The following is a 16461-nucleotide window of genomic DNA, read 5'->3' as shown; positions in this document are numbered from 1 at the left end:
GCCCTGCCCCGAACCGCTCCCGCGAGGAGGTCGGCCGTGAGTCGGGGCAGCTGCGTCCAGTGGCGAGGTGGGCCGCGCACGCCTTCCGTCCGGGGCGTCACCGCGTGTCGCGACCCGATCGTCGGGAAGGTCGGTGTGCCGGGCCTCTTGCCACCGAGCCCACGTGGCGATCAGGATCGTCGAGGGAACGGCGGGATGGACCAGGCATGATCGTGAAGACGGCCGCTGGACGGGTCTCCGGCACACGCGTGGACGGGGTGCACGCCTTCCTCGGCGTGCCCTTCGCCGCGCCGCCGTTCGGCGAGCGCCGCTTCCGCCCGCCCGCGCCGCCCGAGCCGTGGGAGGGCGTGCGGCCCGCCGTCGAGCACGGTCCCGCCGCGCCGCAGTTGCCCGCCCAGGACATCGGCCTGTTCGCGCCCGACGTCTTCCGGCCCGGCGCCGACTGCCTGAACCTCGACGTCTACACCCCCGACCTCGGAGTGGCCGGGCTGCCCGTCCTGGTCTGGATTCACGGAGGGGGTTTCTCCACCGGCGCCAACTCCGCCGCGTGGCAGCGCGGCCACCGCTTCGCCCGCGACGGCGTGGTCTTCGTGGCCGCCAACTACCGGCTCGGCTTCGAGGGGTTCCTCGCGCTCGACGACGCCCCCGCCAACCTCGGCGTCCTCGACTGGCTGGCCGCGCTGCGCTGGGTGCGGGCCAACATCGCGGCCTTCGGCGGCAACCCCGCCGACGTGACGCTCGCGGGCCACTCGGCGGGCGGAGCCGCGGTGGTCACGCTCATGACCATGCCCGACGCGGCCGGCCTGTTTCGCAGGTCGATCGTCATGAGCGGATCGGCCACGCTGGTGGCCCCGTTGGCCGAGGCCAGGGCCCACGCCAAGGAGCTGGCGGCCAGGCTGGGCGTCCGGCCGCTGCGGGAGGACTTCGCGGCGCTGCCCCCTGAACGGCTGCTGGCCGAGCAGCCGCCGCCGATGACAGGACAGCTCGACTCGCTGGGCGAGTCGGTCCCGATCAAGCCGGTCGTCGACGGCGAGGTGGTGCCGGGGGTCCCGCTCGAGGCGATCGGCACCGGCATCGGCGGCCACCTGCGGCTGCTGGCGGGCTGCACCTCCCAGGAGGCCGACGTGTTCGTCAGGCGCATGGTGGAAGGGATCGACGCCGGCACCGCGCGGGGCGCGGCCGAAGGGCTCGGCTTCCCTTACGACCCTGAGTTGCCGCCCGCCGAGCTGGTGGCCAGGGCCGTCACCCACCACCTGTTCACCAGGGAGACCCGCCTGCTCCTGCGGGCCCGCTCGGCGGCCATCGCGCCCACCTACGCCTACGAGTTCCGCTGGGAGTCGCCAGTCGAGAGCCCGGCGGGCGGCGGCCGGGTCGGGGCCGTGCACAATCTCGACCTGCCCTTCGCCTTCGACGTGCTCGACGCGCCCGGTGTGGCCCGCACCGCGGGCCAGGGCGCGCCCCAGGCGCTGGCCCGCGAGATGCACGGAGCATGGGTGCGCTTCGTCAGGGACGGCGATCCCGGCTGGCCCGCGGGCGTGAAGCGGATCCTCCGGTAGGAGCCCGGGCGCGCCGGGGTGGTGCGCGACGGCGGCCGGTCGCAGACTGTCCCTATGCAGTCCTACTCCAGCGCCGTCACGGACGCTCCGCTGCTCGGCGAGACGATCGGGGAGAACTTCGAGCGAGCGGTCCGCCGCTTCGGCGACCGGGAGGCGCTGGTCGAGGTGCCGACAGGCCGCCGATGGACCTACGCGCGGCTGAACGACGAGGTGGACCACCTGGCGCGCTCCCTCACGGCCAGGGGCATCGGCAAGGGCGACAGGGTGGGTATCTGGGCGCCCAACTGCGCCGAATGGGTCTTCGTGCAGTACGCCACGGCCAAGATCGGCGCGATCCTGGTCAACGTCAACCCCGCCTACCGCAGCCACGAGCTGGAGTACGTGGTCAAGCAGTCGGGCATGCGCCTGCTGATCAGCGCCGTCGCCCACAAGGGCAGCGACTACCGGGCGATGATCGAGGAGATCGGCTTCGGCGACGTGGTCTACCTGGGGGAGGAGAGCTGGAGCGCCCTGCTGGCCGAGCAGGCCCCGCTGAAGGACATCGAGCTGACCTTCGACGACCCGATCAACATCCAGTACACCTCTGGCACGACGGGCTTCCCCAAGGGCGCGACCCTGTCGCACCACAACATCCTCAACAACGGCTTCTTCGTCGGCGAGCTGATCCACTACACCGAGCACGACCGCGTCTGCCTGCCGGTGCCGTTCTACCACTGCTTCGGGATGGTGATGGGCAACCTCGGCGCCACCTCGCACGGCGCGTGCATCGTCATCCCCTCGGCGGGCTTCGACCCCGAGGCCACCCTGCGCGCGGTCGAGCGGGAGCGCTGCACCAGCCTGTACGGCGTGCCGACCATGTTCATCGCCGAGCTGGCCCTGCTGGAGAACCCGGCCAAGGACTACGACCTGTCCAGCCTGCGCACCGGCATCATGGCGGGCTCGCCCTGCCCGGTCGAGGTCATGAGGCGGGTGGTCGGCGAGATGAACATGACCGAGGTCGCCATCTGCTACGGCATGACCGAGACCTCGCCCGTCTCCACGATGACCAGGACCGCCGACGGCCTGGAGCGGCGCACGGAGACGGTCGGCCGGGTCATGCCGCACGTCGAGGTGAAGATCGTGCACCCCGAGACGGGCCTGACCGTCCCGCGCGGGGAGCCCGGCGAGCTGTGCACCCGCGGCTACTCGGTGATGCTCGGCTACTGGGAGGAGCCGGGCAAGACCGCCGAGGCGATCGACAGGGCCCGCTGGATGCACACCGGCGACCTGGCCACCATGGACGACGACGGCTACGTCAACGTGGTCGGCCGGATCAAGGACATGGTGATCAGGGGCGGCGAGAACATCTACCCCAGGGAGATCGAGGAGTTCCTCCACCGCCACCCCGACATCGCCGACGTGCAGGTCATCGGTGTGCCCGACGAGAAGTACGGCGAGGAGCTCATGGCCTGGATCGTCATGCGCGAGGGGGCCGAGCCGCTGACCGCCGAGGCGATCAGGGAGTTCTGCGCGGGGGAGATCGCCCACTACAAGATCCCGCGCTACGTCCACGTCGTCGACGCGTTCCCGATGACCGTCACCGGCAAGATCAGGAAGGTGGAGATGCGCGAGCGCTCGATCGGCCTGCTCGGGCTGGGGTGAGGCCGCGCCCGCGGATCAGATCCTGCCGGTGCCGGTCGAGGTGATGAAGCGGCGCAGTTGCGCGCTCAGGGCCGCGGGGTTGTCGAGCGGGATGAGCATCCGCGAGTCAGGGATCTCCACGTGCCTGCCGCCGAGGCGTGACGCCGCCCGCCGGCCCTGTGTGGTGACCGTCACGTTGCCTTATTGGCAAACAGTCCAAAAAATGGGCCGTATGGCCGATCTTCCCCGTCTGGCGGTGACGCGAACCGCCAAGCTCGCCACGCTCCCCCTCGGTTACGCAGGACGTACCGCGCTGGGGCTCGGCAAGCGCGTGCTCGGCAGGCCCGCCGAGCTCGTCGCCACCGAGGTCCAGCTGCGCACGGCCGAACAGATCTTCAAGGTGCTGGGCGAGCTCAAGGGCGGCGCGATGAAGATCGGCCAGCTGCTCTCGGTGCTGGAGGCGGCGCTGCCGCCGGCCGTCGTCGAGCCGTACCGGGCGGCGCTGACCAGACTGCAGGACTCCGCGCCGCCCATGCCCGCCGCGACCGTGCACAGGGTGCTGGCCGAGGACTTCGGCGAGGGCTGGCGCGACCACTTCGCCGCCTTCGACGACCTGCCGGCCGCCTCCGCCTCGATCGGGCAGGTGCACAGAGCGGTGTGGGCCGACGGCAGGAAGGTCGCGGTCAAGGTGCAGTACCCCGGCGCGGCCAAGGCGCTGCGCAGCGATCTCCGGCAGGTCGGCAGGGTGGCCAAGCTGTTCGGCGTGCTGCTGCCCGGTCTCGACGTGCGGGCGTTCGTGCAGGAGCTGCAGGAGCGGGTGGCCGAGGAGCTCGACTACGGGCTGGAGGCCGAGGCCTGGCACGCCTTCGCGGAGGAGTACGCCGAAGACCCCGACTTCGCGGTGCCTCCCGTCGTGGCCGCGTCCGAGCACGTGATCGTCACAGAGTGGCTGGACGGCACGCCGCTGTCCAGGATCGTCGAGGGCGGCACGCAGGAGGAGCGCGACAGGGCCGCGCTGCTCCTCGTGCGCTTCTCCTTCTCCTCGCCCACCCGCTGCGGCCTGCTGCACGGCGACCCGCACCCGGGCAACTTCAAGATCACCGAGGACGGCCGGCTCGGCGTGCTCGACTTCGGCGCGGTCAAGCGGCTGCCCGGCGGCCACCCTCCCGCCATCGGCCCGCTGCTGCGCTGCGGCGCGGCCGGCGACATCGAGGGCGTGGCCGAGGTCTTCAGGCAGGAGGGCGTGATCCGCGAGGGCGTCGAGGTGGACCTCGACGCGCTGGCCTCCTTCGTCGCCCCCTACGCCGAGCCGATCGCCGTCCCGGAGTTCTCCTTCACCCGCGACTGGATGCGCGAGCGCGGCCTGTACATGTTCAGCGACGGGTCGAGCATCTTCAGGATGCTGAACGTGCCACCCGACTACGTGGTGAGCTTCCGCGTGCTGACCGCCGGCTACGGCATCCTGTCGCAGTTGGCCGCCACGGGCCGCTTCCGCGCCGAGGCCGAACGCTGGATCCCCGGCTTCGGCCCCGACCCCGCCTGGGGCCGGCCGGCGCCCGCGTCCTAGCATGTCGGGATGCTCGAAGTCCTCGGCCTGCTCGCGGTGGGTGTCGTGGCCGGGGTGGTCAGCACCGTGGTCAGCCTGGCCTCGATCATCTCCTATCCCGCGCTGCTCGCCTTCGGCCTGTCGCCGCTGGCCGCCAACGTCACCAACACCGTCTCGCTGGTGTTCACCGGTCTCGGCGCGGCGGCGGGCTCCCGGCCGGAGCTGAAGGGGCAGGGCGGCGCGGTGCTGCGCCTGGGCTGGGTCAGCGCGCTGGGCGGCGCGACCGGCGCGCTCCTGCTGCTGATCACCCCATCCAGGACGTTCGAGCTGATCGCGCCGTTCCTGATCGCGATCGCCTCGCTGCTGCTGATCCGCCCGCCCGGCGTCCGGCCCGGCGGCAACCACAGCGTCCTGGCGAGGGTGGCGCTGTTCGCGGTGGCGATCTACGTCGGCTACTTCGGCGCCGCGGGCGGCATCCTCATGTTCGCCGTCCTCACCGCCATCCTGGACCAGGCGCCCGCCAGGGTGAACGCGGTCAAGAACGTCGTCTCGGGGCTGGCCAACCTCGTCGCCGCGGTGGCGTTCGCGCTGTTCGGCCCGGTGGTGTGGTGGGCCGTCGCACCGCTGGCGGCGGGCTTCCTCATCGGCGGGTGGCTCGGGCCCTCGATCGCCCGCCGCCTGCCCGGCCGTTCGCTGCGCTACCTGGCGGCGGCGTGCGGGCTGGCCGTCGCGGTCACGCTGGGCGTCGACGCCCTCACCTGACCGGGCCGGTACGGCGGGCGGGGCCCGCCGTACCGGCTCAGGGGATTACTTGGTGTGCCTCAGCAGCTCGTGCACCGCCTTGATCTTCGCGACCGAGGCGGGCTCGCCCGCGGCCGCCTTGGCGGTGGCCGCCGCCGTGCCGTTCGGCGAGGTGGCGGGCTTGCCCACGGTGAACAGCCAGGTGTCGAAGACCGCGTCGAGCTGCTTGCCGGAGATCCGCTCGGCCAGCGCGACGAACTCGGCCGTCTCGGCGTTGCCGTGCCGCTTGACGCTCGGCCAGGTCTTGACGATGTTCCAGAACGCCGCGTCGCCCACCTCGACCCGCAGCGCCTGCAACGCCATCGCGCCCCGGTAGTAGGTGGCGTTGTGGAACAGGTCGGCCGCGCCCGGGTCGCCCGGCTTGACCTGCCAGAACTCGTCGTCAGCCGGCCACAGGCCGTAGAAGTAGTCGGCGACCTCCGCAGCCGTGCCCTCGCCCAGCTTCTCCGACCACATCCACTCGGCGTAGGTGGCGAAGCCCTCGTTGAGCCAGATGTGCTTCCAGTCCTTGACCGCGACGCTGTCGCCGAACCACTGGTGCGCGTTCTCGTGCACGACCACGTAGGTGTCGGGGCCCCTGCTGAAGAAGCGCGGGTCGTAGACCGGCTGCGTCTGTGTCTCGAGCGCGAAGCCGGGCAGCGCGCTGGTGACCGAGCCGCCCATCGAGCGGAACGGGTAGCGGCCGAAGTAGCCGGCCAGCCAGTCGACGACCTGCGGTGTCTGCTCGATCGACTCCTTGGCCGCCGCCTCGTACCGGCCGAGGTCCTTGCTGTAGGCGGTCACCACGGGCAGGCCGTTGGACTGCCCGGTGCGCACCTCCAGCTGGCCGATGAAGAGCGTGGCCAGGTAGGTGGCCATCGGCTTGTCCATCACCCAGGTCGAGGTGGTCTTGTCGCCCGAGGTGCGTTCCTTGACCTTGATGCCGTTGGTGATGGCCTGGGTGCCCTTCGGCACGCTGACCGTGATGTCGTAGGTGGCCTTGTCGAGCGGGTGGTCGTTGCTCGGGAACCACCACCACGCCACCTGCGGCTGGCCCAGGGCGAGCGCGCCGTCGGCGGTGGCGAGCCACGGCTGGAAGCCGCCCGTCTCGTCGGGCACCGGCACCTTGGACGGCGTGTCGGCGTAGCTCACCTCGACCATGAACGGCTTGCCGCTGGTCAGCGCCTGGGCGGGGGTGATCTCCAGCTCGTGCAGCCCCGTCCTGGCGAACGTGGCGGGCCTGCCGTCGACCTTCACGGTGTCGACCTTGAGCAGGAAGTCGAGGTTGAACCGGGTCAGGTGCTGGGTCGCCGTGGCCAGGATCCGCGCCCTGCCACGCAGCAGGTCGGCGCCCGGCTGGTAGTCGAGGTTGAGGCTGTAGTGCCTGGCGTCGTAGCCGCCGTTGCCGTGGTTGGGGAAGTAGGAGTCTCCGATGCCCGGCGCCCCCGGGCCCCTGTCGGTGGCGGCCGCGGGAGTGGCAAGGACGAGCCCGGCCGCCGCGGTCATGGCGATAAGGGTGCGTGATCGGATTAATCGCATCATCGCAAAGTAACCGAGGGCCGCGGCGTCGTCTACGAGTTTCGGCTGACCTCGGCGAACCGCCTGACGACCTCGCGCCAGACGGGTGTGGCCGCGGGCTCGTCGAGCAGCGCCTGCCGGTGCAGCGCGGCCAGGTCGAAGCCGTGGTCGTCCCACTCCAGCATCCGCTCGGGTGACACTTCGGGGTGGAACTGCACGCCCCACGCCGCGGGGCCGACCCTGAAGGCCTGGTAGGGGCAGGCCTCGGTCTGGGCGAGCCAGACCGCGTCCTGCGGCAGCGCCACGATCGCGTCCTTGTGGTGCTCGATCGCGGTGACGACCTCGGGCAGGCCGTGGAAGAGCGCGTCGTCGGCCGCCTCGGGCCGAAGGGTGATCGGCGTGCTGCCGTTCTCGGGCTCGCCCGCGTCGCCCTTCACCAGCCCGCCGGCGACCTCGGCGAGCATCTGCCCGCCCAGGCAGACCCCCAGGTACGGCCGGCCCTCGTCGAGCGCCTCGCGCACCAGCGCCCTGGTCGCGGCCAGCCACGGCGCTCTGTCGTCCTCCGAGGGCAGGTAGCCGCCGCCCAGCACGACCAGCGCACGCTCGCCCAGCTCGTCGGGTACGGGGGCGCCCTCGAAGGCCCGCACGATCTCCAGCTCGAGGCCGTCCGCCGCCAGCCAGTCGCCCATCCTGCGAGGGCCGCCACTGGCGGCGTTCTGCACGATCAGGACATCACGCATCGTAGGCCTCCCGCAGCCGGTCGATGATCTCGTCGGGCACGATCACGCATTCTTCCGCATCCCGGCGACGACACGGGTCAGCGGGGCATCGGGCGGGTCTGGTCCTCGTCACCGGGCGCGGGCGGCTGGAAGGGCGTGAACGCCGGCGGGTACGGCTGTGGCGGCGGGCCGTACGAGGGGGCGGGCGGAGCCGGCCTGGCCGCGCGCCACCTGGACGGGAAGGCGGAGGCGGTCAGCAGCAGGATGCCGACGATGAAGAGCACGCCGGTCGGGCCGAGCATGTCGAAACCCCAGCGGAGCGGGGCGGGCAGCAGGTCGGCCAGGTCGCTGGGGTAGAGCATGGGGATCAGCAGCACCGTGCCCATGCCGGTGTAGCCGAGCCCGGTCACCAGCGAGGCGAGGGGCGACAGTCGCGAGCCGGCCAGGAAGCCCAGCGCGACGGCGCAGGCCGCCAGCACGGCGGCCCCTGGCCACGAAGTCGAAAAGTCGGTCCTGAAGGCGTACACGACCTGGCCGGAGCCGTACGTCAGGCCGAGCATCAGCAAAGGGGTCAGGAGCAGTCCAGCGACCACTCCGAGGACATGGCGGGCAGCGTTGGACATAGGGGGCAGTCTAGAGCGTCAGCGACTGGATTCCCTGACCACGAGTTCGGGCTGGAACATGATCTGCTGGTGGGCGTGGGTGTCGGGGTTGTCGCACTCGTCGAGCAGCAGTTCGGTGGCGACCCTGCCGAGCTGGTAGGTCGGCTGGCGGACCGAGCTGAGCGAAACGGTGGAGGCCGAGGCGAAGTCGATGTCGTCGTAGCCGATCAGCGACACCTGCTCGGGCACCCGTACGCCCGCCTGCAGCAGGCCCCGCAGCAGGCCGAGGGCCAGCAGGTCGTTGGCGCAGAACACCGCGTCGGGCAGGTCGGCGAGCAGCAGCTCGGCGGCCTGCTGGCCGGCCTTGGCGGTCATCGCGGTCATCTCCAGCACCCGCAGCTGCGCCGGATCGCGTCCCGCCGCCGCGAGTGCCCGCTCCGCGCCCGTCCTGCGCTCCCTGCACTGGCGCATGGTGGCGGGCCCCGCGACGTAGGCGAGGCGCTCGGCGCCGCCCTCGAGCAGGTGGGCGGCGGCCATGGTGCCGCCGGTCACGTCGTTGACCGAGACCGCGCACTGGTCGGCCCGATCGGCGGGGTGGTCGACGAGCACGACGTTGATGCCGCGCCCTCGCAGCCGCTCCAGCCGGTGCGGGTCGTCGTCCGAGGGGGTGATGAGCACGCCGCGCACCCGCTGCTCGGCGAAGACCAGCAGGTTGCGCTCCTCCTTCGACCTGCTGCCCGCCGAGTTGCCGAGGATCACCGCGTAGCCTCGGTCGCTGGCCAGGTCCTCCACGCCGGCGGCGACGTCTGTGAAGAACGGGTTGCCGATGTCGATCACCGACAGGCCGATCGTGCGGCTGTGGCCGGCGCGCAGCGTGGAGGCCGATCCGTGGCGGACGAAGCCCAGCTCGCGGATGACCTGCTCGACCCTGCTGCGCGTGGCGCCCGCGACCTTCTCCGGCCTGTTGAGCACGTTCGACACCGTGCCGGGTGAGACGCCCGCCCTTGCGGCGACCTCCTTGATGCTGACCGTTTCAGACAAGCCCGCCCCCGGGGTGGTAGGTGCGCAGCGGCTGGCTGCGCCGTACGAACTCGCGCAGGTCGCCCGCCAGCCCCCTCGCGCGGGCCTGGACCAGCACGTTGCCCAGCGCCGCCGCCTCCACCGGGCCCGCGACCACGGGCAGGCCCGTGGCGTCGGCCGTCAGCTGGCACAGCAGCGCGTTGCGCGCGCCGCCTCCCACCAGGTGCACGACGTCGATCTCCCGTCCGCTCAGCCGCGCGGCGTCGCTGACCGCTCGCTGATAGGCGAGGGCCAGGCTCTCCAGGATGCATCGTACGGCCTGCGCCCTGTCGGCCGGTGCGGGCTGACCTGTGCGCGAGCAGTAGGCGGCGATGCGCGCGGGCATGTCCCCCGGCGGCAGGAAGCTCGGGTCGTCGGGATCGATGGTCATCTGCCCAGGTTCGGCGCGCGCGGCGGCCTGGAGCAGGCCCTCCAGGTCGCACTCGCCCCACGCGCGCAGGCACTCCTGCAGGATCCACAGCCCCATGACGTTGCGCAGGTATCGGATCGTGCCGTCGATGCCCGCCTCGTTGGTGAAGTTGGCCGCCCTGCTGTCGTCGCCGAGCACGGGCGAGTCGAGTTCGACCCCGACCAGCGACCAGGTGCCGCAGGAGATGTAGGCGAAGTTCGGCGTGCTTGCCGGCACGGCGGCGACGGCGGAGGCGGTGTCGTGGGAGGCGACCCGGGTGACGACCGTGTCGAAGCCCAGCTCCGCGGTCACCGGACCGACCACGCTCCCCGGTTCGGAGATCTCGGGGAAGATGCGCGCCGGCAGCCCGAGCCGCGTGATGAGCGGCCGCGCCCAGGTCCGCTCCCTGACGTCGAACAGGCCGGTCGTGGAGGCGTTCGTCAGCTCCGCGCCCCTGAGCCCGGTCAGCCAGTAGGCGAGCAGGTCGGGGATCATGAGTAGCGTCTCCGCCTGGTCGAGGCGGTCCTCGAGCAGCTGGTAGAGCGTGTTGAACGGGAGGAACTGCAGGCCGTTCACCTCGTAGCGGTCGGCGTCGAGGCGTTCGGTGTAGCGGGCGGTGCGAGCGTCCCTGTAGTGCACGGGGTTGCCGATCAGCCGGCCGTCGCCGTCCAGCAGCCCGTAGTCGACCGCCCACGAGTCGATGCCGACCGACTCGACGGGTCCGGCCCTGCGCAGGCCGTCCAGCACCTCCGCGTAGAGACCGAGCACGTCCCAGTGCAGGGTGCCCGCCACGCTGACGGGACGGTTGGCGAAGCGGTGCACCTCGACGAGGTCCACCCGGCCCGAGGAGATCTCGGCCCGCATCACCCGTCCGCTGGAGGCGCCCAGATCGACAGCTGTGAATCGCATTCCACGATTAAAACGTACAAACCAGGCCAGGCGGAACCTGGCATTGACGCCCCGACGAGCCCCGCCTAGATTCCATTAAAACGTTTTGGTAAGTTCTGTGGAGGTTCGGTGCAGCGCGTGTGTTTCCTTCTCAAGGTCAAGCCGGATCGCCTGGAGGAGTACCGCGAACGTCACAGGAACGTGTGGCCGGAGATGCTCGAGGCGCTCAGCGGGACGGGCTGGCGGAACTACTCCCTCTTCCTGCGCGACGACGGCCTGCTGGTCGGCTACCTGGAGACCGACGACTTCGAGGCGGCCCGCTCGGCCATGGCCGAGACCGACGTCGACGCGCGCTGGCAGGCCGAGATGGCGCCCTTCTTCGAAGGCGCCGACCGAGGGTTCCTGCTGCTGGACGAAGTCTTCCACCTGGACTGAGATCGGGGACGATAAATGATCAAGGACTTGCTCCGCCGGCAGCGTGTCGAGACGCCCTCCTGGGCCTACGGCAACTCCGGCACCAGGTTCAAGGTGTTCGCTCAGCAGGGGGTGCCGCGCGACCCCTATGAGAAGCTGGCCGACGCCGCGCAGGTCCACGCCTTCACGGGGATGGCGCCCACCGTGGCGCTGCACATCCCGTGGGACCGGGTGGACGACTACGCGGCGCTGGCGCGGCACGCACGCGACCTGGGGGTGGGCATCGGGGCCATCAACTCCAACGTGTTCCAGGACGACGACTACAAGCTGGGCAGCGTCACCCACCCCGACCCCGCCGTCCGCCGCAAGGCGCTCGGCCACCTGCTCGACTGCGTCGACATCATGGACGCCACCGGCTCCGACACGCTCAAGCTGTGGTTCTCCGACGGCACCAACTACCCGGGCCAGGACGACATCAGAGCGCGCCAGGACCGGCTCGCCGAGGCGCTCGCGGCCGTCTACGAGCGACTCGGGGACGGCCAGCGTTTCCTGTTGGAGTACAAGCTGTTCGAGCCCGCCTTCTACACCACCGACGTGCCGGACTGGGGCACCGCCTACGCCCACTGCCTCAAGCTCGGCGACAGGGCCCAGGTGGTGGTCGACACCGGCCACCACGCGCCCGGCACCAACATCGAGTTCATCGTCGCGTTCCTGCTGCGCGAGGGGAAGCTCGGCGGCTTCGACTTCAACTCCCGCTTCTACGCCGACGACGACCTCATGGTGGGCGCGGCCGACCCCTTCCAGCTGTTCCGGATCATGTTCGAGGTCATCGGCGGCGGCGGGTACGGCCCGCACGTCGCGTTCATGCTCGACCAGTGCCACAACATCGAGCCGAAGATCCCCGGGCAGATCCGCTCGGTGATGAACGTCCAGGAGGCGACCGCCAAGGCGCTCCTGGTGGACCGCGAGGCGCTGGCCGCCGCGCAGCGGGCGGGTGACGTGCTCGGCGCCAACGCCGTGCTGATGGACGCCTACAACACCGACGTCCGGCCGCTGCTCGGTGAGCTGCGTGAGGAGATGGGGCTCGACCCCGACCCCATGGCCGCCTACGCCAGGTCCGGCTACTTCGAGAAGATCGCGGCCGAGCGTGTCGGCGGCGCCCAGGCGGGCTGGGGCGCCTGACCGCGCCCGCGGTACGGACCGCACCTCGATCACGCACATCCAAGGGAGAGATTCTGATGACGGTTACCGAGCTGCTCGACCGGGCGCACGCCCTCGGCTCGGACCCGCGCAACACCAACTTCGCGGGCGGCAACGCCTCCGCCAAGGGGGTGGAGCGCGACCCCGTGACCGGCGGCGACGTCGAGCTCATGTGGGTGAAGGGCTCGGGCGGCGACCTGGGCACGCTCACCGCCGAAGGGCTCGCGGTCCTGCGCCTCGACCGGCTGCGCGCCATGGCCGACACCTATCCGGGCGTCGAGCGCGAGGACGAGATGGTCGCCGCGTTCGACTTCTGCCTGCACGGCAAGGGCGGCGCCGCGCCGTCCATCGACACCGCCATGCACGGCCTCGTCGACGCCGTCCACGTCGACCACCTGCACCCCGACTCCGGCATCGCCATCGCCACCGCCCAGGACGGCCCCGAACTGACCGCGCGGATCTTCGGCGACCGGGTGCTGTGGGTGTCGTGGCGGCGGCCCGGCTTCCAGCTCGGGCTCGACATCGCCGCGCTCAAGGAGGCCAACCCCCAGGCGATCGGCTGCGTACTCGGCGGCCACGGGATCACCGCGTGGGGCGAGACCAGCCAGGAGTGTCAGGCCAACTCCCTGGAGATCATCCGTACGGCCGCGCGGTACATCGAGGAGCACGGCAGGCCCGAGCCGTTCGGCCCGGTCATCCACGAGCCGCTCGACGAGGTGGCCCGCAGGGAGCGCGCGGCGGCGCTTTTCCCACTGGTCAGGGGGCTGTGCTCGACCGACGTCCGCCAGGTCGGCCACTACACCGACAGCCCCGAGGTCCTCGACTTCCTCTCGCGTGCCGAACACCCCCGCCTGGCCGCGCTCGGCACCTCCTGCCCCGACCACTTCCTGCGGACCAAGGTCGCCCCCCTCGTCGTGGACCTGCCGCCCGAGGCGTCGCTGGAGGAGGTCACGGAGCGGCTGCGCGTCCTGCACGCCGCCTACCGTGAGGAGTACGCCGCCTACTACGCGCGGCACGCCGTGGAGAGCTCCCCGGCGATGCGCGGCGCCGACCCCGCGATCGTGCTGGTGCCGGGCGTGGGCATGTTCTCCTTCGGCAAGGACAAGCAGACCGCCCGCGTAGCCGGCGAGTTCTACGTCAACGCCATCAACGTGATGCGCGGCGCCGAGGCCGTCTCCGTCTACGCCCCGATCCCCGAGTCGGAGAAGTTCCGCATCGAGTACTGGGAGCTGGAGGAGGCCAAACTGCGCCGCCTGCCCAGGCCCAAGCCGCTGGCCGGGCGCGTGGCCCTGGTCACCGGGGGCGGCTCGGGCATCGGCGCGGCCACCGCCCGGCGCCTGGCCGCCGAGGGCGCCTGCGTCGTAGTCGCCGACCGTGACCTCGGGTCCGCGGAGAAGGTCGCCGCCGAACTCGGCGCCCGTGCCCACCGCCCCTCCGACGTGGCCGTCGCCGCGGCCGTCGACGTCACCTCGGAGGAGCAGGTCGTCGCGGCCGTACGGCAGGCCGTCCTGGCCTTCGGCGGCCTCGACCTGGTCGTCAACAACGCGGGCCTCTCCCTGTCGCGCGCGCTGCTGGAGACCACGGTCGACGACTGGAACCTCCAGCACGACGTCATGGCTCGCGGCTCCTTCCTCGTCTCCCGCGAGGCGGCCAGGGTCCTGCTGGCCCAGGACCTGGGCGGCGACATCGTCTACATCTCCTCCAAGAACGCCGTCTTCGCCGGGCCGAACAACGTCGCCTACGGCGCCGCCAAGGCCGACCAGGCCCACCAGGTGCGGCTGCTGGCGGCCGAGCTCGGCGCGCACGGTATCCGCGTCAACGGGGTCAACCCGGACGGCGTGGTGCGCGGATCGGGCATCTTCGCCTCGGGCTGGGGCGCCAACAGGGCGGCGGTGTACGGGGTGGAGGAGGAGAAGCTCGGCGAGTTCTACGCCCAGCGGACCCTGCTCAAGCGAGAGGTGCTGCCCGAGCACATCGCGGCGGCGGTGTTCGCCCTGACCGGCGGCGACCTGTCGCTCACGACAGGGCTCCACATCCCGGTCGACGCGGGAGTGGCCGCCGCCTTCCTCCGCTGATCACGCGCGCGGGACCTCTAGCATGGCCGGGTGAACGAGATCGATCTACGGCATCTGCGACGGTGTGTGGAGTTGGCGGCCGAGGCCATCGAGGCGGGCGACGACCCGTTCGGCTCGGTGCTGGTCGCCGCCGACGGCACCGTTCTCGGAGAGGGCCGCAACCACGAGACCTCCTCGGGTGACCCGACCAGGCACCCCGAGATCGACCTGGCCAGGTGGGCCGCCACCCACCTGTCCGCCGAGGAGCGGGCCGCCGCCACCCTCTACACCTCGGGCGAGCACTGCCCGATGTGCTCGGCCGCGCACGGCTGGGTGGGGCTGGGCCGCATCGTCTACGCCACCTCCGCCGCCCAGCTCACCGCCTGGCGGGCCGAGCTGGGCGCGCCCGCCGCGCCGGTCAGGCCGATCCCGATCCAGGAGGTCGTCCTCGGCGTCCAGGTCGAGGGCCCGGTCCCCGAATTCGAGGAAGACGTGCGCGCCCTGGTGCGCCGCTCCTTGTCCAGGTGATATGCCGGAGGGCATGGCAGAGAAAGAGCCCACGACCGAGCTCGACGCCCGGTTCAGCAGCGACAAGGCGACCCCCGTCAGCTGGTCCGACGCACGGGGTCTCCTGGAGCGCGCGGAGATCTACTGGCTGTCCACCGTCCGGCCCGACGGGCGGCCGCACGTCACCCCGCTGATCGGGATCTGGCTGGACGGCGCGCTGCACTTCTGCACCGGACCGGCCGAGCGCAAGGCGAAGAACCTCGAGTCCAACTCCCACTGCGTCCTCACCACCGGCGGCAACTCGCTCAGCGAGGGCACCGACGTGGTGGTCGAGGGTGAGGCGGTCCAGGTGCGCGACGAGCAGGTCCTGCGCCGCCTGGCCGCCGCCTACGAGGAGAAGTACGGCCCCGACTGGCACTTCGACGTCGCCGACGGCGCTTTCGCAGGCGAGGGCGGCAGAGCGCTGGTCTTCGCGGTCGCGCCGGAGCGGGCCTTCGGGTTCGCCAGGGAAGGCGAGTACGGCCAGACCCGCTGGCTGTTCTGACCGGGCGATCAGCGGGACAGCGCGGGGAAGCCGGTCCGCCACGACGGGTGGGCCGGCCGCCAGCCGAGCGCGCGGGCCTTGGCGTTCGAGGCCCCGCGCTCCCATCCCGCTCGCCCAGGCGCGGACGGCAGAGGGGGAGCGGGCACGTCCAGGGCGGCCTCTCATGCGGCCCCGGTCTCCTCGCCCCCGAAGGCATCCTCCTGGTGTCGGCCACGGTCTCCTCGGCCCGGAGACCGGTTCCGGGGTGTCTGCGGGACCTCAGTGCGGGCCCGTTGCCTCGGTTCCGCAGGGGCCGCCGCCGGTCGCGGCGGCGATGGCCACCGGCTCGCCCGCCATGGTGAGCGTCGGATACCAGGAGGAGATCCGCTCGGTGGACCGTCCGACGTAGTGGCAGATGAAGCTGCGCCTGAACCGGTCGGCCGTCGAGTTGGGCTCCGAGCCGTGCACCAGGCTGCCGTTGAAGAACAGCACGTCACCCGGCTCCATGTCGACGGGAACGCGCTCCAGACCAGGCGGCGGCGGGACGTACTCACGGGTGAACGAGACCTCCGTGTCGGCCTCCTCGGGGCAGAACAGGTCCATCAGGTGCGTGCCGGGGACCACCTCGAGCCCGCCGTTCGCCCGGTCGACCCGGTCGATCGCGACCCATGCGGCGACGCAGGTGCCGGGCTCGACCCGCAGGTAGAAATTGTCCTGGTGCAGCGCCTGGCCGCGCGCGCCGGGCGGCTTGAAGTAGAACATGCTCTGCGCTGCTATCGGCTCCTCACCGAGCAGCTCGCGCAGGATGGCGGCGATCCTGGGATCGAGCAGGTAGCGCAGCGCGACGTCGTTCACCTGGTGCGGGTGCATCACCCGGGGGAACTCGAGCAGCACGTCGTACGGCCGGCCGGGCTCCTGCGGCGTCGGGGTGAAGTGCCCGGGGACGGGGCCGCGCTCCTTCAGCCGCATGAACTCCTCGCGCAGCTCGGCCACCTCACCTGCGCCGAACAGGCCGGGCACGACGACGTATCCCTGATCGTGGAAGTCGGTGGTTCTCATGCCCTTC

The 16461-nt window shown here is 71.5% G+C and carries 16 protein-coding genes; 9 read left to right on the top strand and 7 right to left on the bottom strand.

Annotated features, from left to right (window positions below; translation table 11 throughout):
* Positions 1-206 precede the first annotated feature (206 nt).
* Positions 207-1556: a carboxylesterase/lipase family protein gene (locus H4W81_RS18695; protein WP_192775996.1), complete on the top strand. Its 1350-nt coding sequence runs from the start codon at positions 207-209 to the stop codon at positions 1554-1556.
* A gap of 54 nt (positions 1557-1610) precedes the next feature.
* Positions 1611-3197 (top strand): AMP-binding protein, encoded by a 1587-nt coding sequence (locus tag H4W81_RS18690; RefSeq protein ID WP_192775995.1) that lies wholly within the window; start codon positions 1611-1613, stop codon positions 3195-3197.
* 15 nt (positions 3198-3212) lie between these two features.
* On the opposite strand, the gene H4W81_RS18685 is transcribed toward H4W81_RS18690, so the two are convergent.
* The gene (locus H4W81_RS18685; RefSeq protein ID WP_192775994.1) at positions 3213-3371 is read right to left on the bottom strand and encodes a hypothetical protein; all 159 of its coding nucleotides are present in this window, start codon (positions 3369-3371) and stop codon (positions 3213-3215) included.
* Positions 3372-3408: 37 nt separating this feature from the next.
* Here H4W81_RS18685 and H4W81_RS18680 point away from each other — a divergent pair, with 37 nt between their 5' ends.
* Complete coding sequence (locus tag H4W81_RS18680; RefSeq protein WP_192775993.1) at positions 3409-4743, top strand: ABC1 kinase family protein; 1335 nt, start codon at positions 3409-3411, stop codon at positions 4741-4743.
* Positions 4744-4752: 9 nt separating this feature from the next.
* Positions 4753-5484 carry a sulfite exporter TauE/SafE family protein gene (locus H4W81_RS18675; protein WP_192775992.1) on the top strand — a complete coding sequence of 244 codons (732 nt, stop codon included), beginning with the start codon at positions 4753-4755 and terminating at the stop codon, positions 5482-5484.
* Positions 5485-5529: 45 nt separating this feature from the next.
* On the opposite strand, the gene H4W81_RS18670 is transcribed toward H4W81_RS18675, so the two are convergent.
* The 5 genes from H4W81_RS18670 to H4W81_RS18650 all read right to left on the bottom strand — a co-directional run bounded on the left by H4W81_RS18670 (position 5530) and on the right by H4W81_RS18650 (position 10718).
* Entirely contained in the window at positions 5530-7008 is a 1479-nt protein-coding gene (locus tag H4W81_RS18670) for a M1 family metallopeptidase (RefSeq protein WP_225958689.1), read from the bottom strand.
* 65 nt (positions 7009-7073) lie between these two features.
* The gene (locus tag H4W81_RS18665) at positions 7074-7760 is read right to left on the bottom strand and encodes a type 1 glutamine amidotransferase (protein WP_192775991.1); all 687 of its coding nucleotides are present in this window, start codon (positions 7758-7760) and stop codon (positions 7074-7076) included.
* Between the two features lie 77 nt (positions 7761-7837).
* Positions 7838-8362, bottom strand: a complete 525-nt coding sequence (locus tag H4W81_RS18660; RefSeq protein ID WP_192775990.1) for a hypothetical protein — start codon at positions 8360-8362, stop codon at positions 7838-7840.
* Between the two features lie 18 nt (positions 8363-8380).
* Positions 8381-9382 carry a LacI family DNA-binding transcriptional regulator gene (locus H4W81_RS18655; RefSeq protein WP_192775989.1) on the bottom strand — a complete coding sequence of 334 codons (1002 nt, stop codon included), beginning with the start codon at positions 9380-9382 and terminating at the stop codon, positions 8381-8383.
* Positions 9375-10718 carry a rhamnulokinase gene (locus tag H4W81_RS18650; RefSeq protein WP_192775988.1) on the bottom strand — a complete coding sequence of 448 codons (1344 nt, stop codon included), beginning with the start codon at positions 10716-10718 and terminating at the stop codon, positions 9375-9377. The genes H4W81_RS18655 and H4W81_RS18650 overlap by 8 nt, the downstream gene beginning before the upstream one ends.
* Positions 10719-10826: 108 nt before the next feature.
* On the opposite strand from H4W81_RS18650, the gene H4W81_RS18645 reads away from it, so the two are divergent.
* The 5 genes from H4W81_RS18645 to H4W81_RS18625 are packed head-to-tail and all read left to right on the top strand — an operon-like array spanning position 10827 to position 15416.
* Positions 10827-11132 carry an L-rhamnose mutarotase gene (locus H4W81_RS18645; RefSeq protein WP_192775987.1) on the top strand — a complete coding sequence of 102 codons (306 nt, stop codon included), beginning with the start codon at positions 10827-10829 and terminating at the stop codon, positions 11130-11132.
* 15 nt (positions 11133-11147) lie between these two features.
* Positions 11148-12293, top strand: a complete 1146-nt coding sequence (gene rhaI / locus H4W81_RS18640; protein WP_192775986.1) for an L-rhamnose isomerase — start codon at positions 11148-11150, stop codon at positions 12291-12293.
* A gap of 56 nt (positions 12294-12349) precedes the next feature.
* On the top strand, positions 12350-14386 hold the full coding sequence (locus H4W81_RS18635; RefSeq protein WP_192775985.1) for a bifunctional aldolase/short-chain dehydrogenase: 2037 nt from the start codon (positions 12350-12352) through the stop codon (positions 14384-14386).
* 30 nt (positions 14387-14416) lie between these two features.
* On the top strand, positions 14417-14893 hold the full coding sequence (locus H4W81_RS18630) for a nucleoside deaminase (RefSeq protein ID WP_192775984.1): 477 nt from the start codon (positions 14417-14419) through the stop codon (positions 14891-14893).
* A 13-nt stretch (positions 14894-14906) separates the two neighbouring features.
* Positions 14907-15416, top strand: coding sequence for a pyridoxamine 5'-phosphate oxidase family protein (locus H4W81_RS18625; RefSeq protein WP_192775983.1), 510 nt, complete (start codon positions 14907-14909; stop codon positions 15414-15416).
* 258 nt (positions 15417-15674) lie between these two features.
* Here the strand turns inward: H4W81_RS18625 and H4W81_RS18620 are convergent, their stop codons facing one another.
* Complete coding sequence (locus H4W81_RS18620) at positions 15675-16454, bottom strand: phytanoyl-CoA dioxygenase family protein (protein ID WP_192775982.1); 780 nt, start codon at positions 16452-16454, stop codon at positions 15675-15677.
* Positions 16455-16461 lie beyond the last annotated feature (7 nt).

The sequence above is a fragment of the Nonomuraea africana genome (assembly GCF_014873535.1).
In the GTDB taxonomy this organism is placed as follows: Bacteria; Actinomycetota; Actinomycetes; order Streptosporangiales; family Streptosporangiaceae; genus Nonomuraea; species Nonomuraea africana.
The sequence above is the reverse complement of the archived record's forward strand: the minus strand, read 5'-3'. Positions and strand labels throughout refer to the sequence as shown.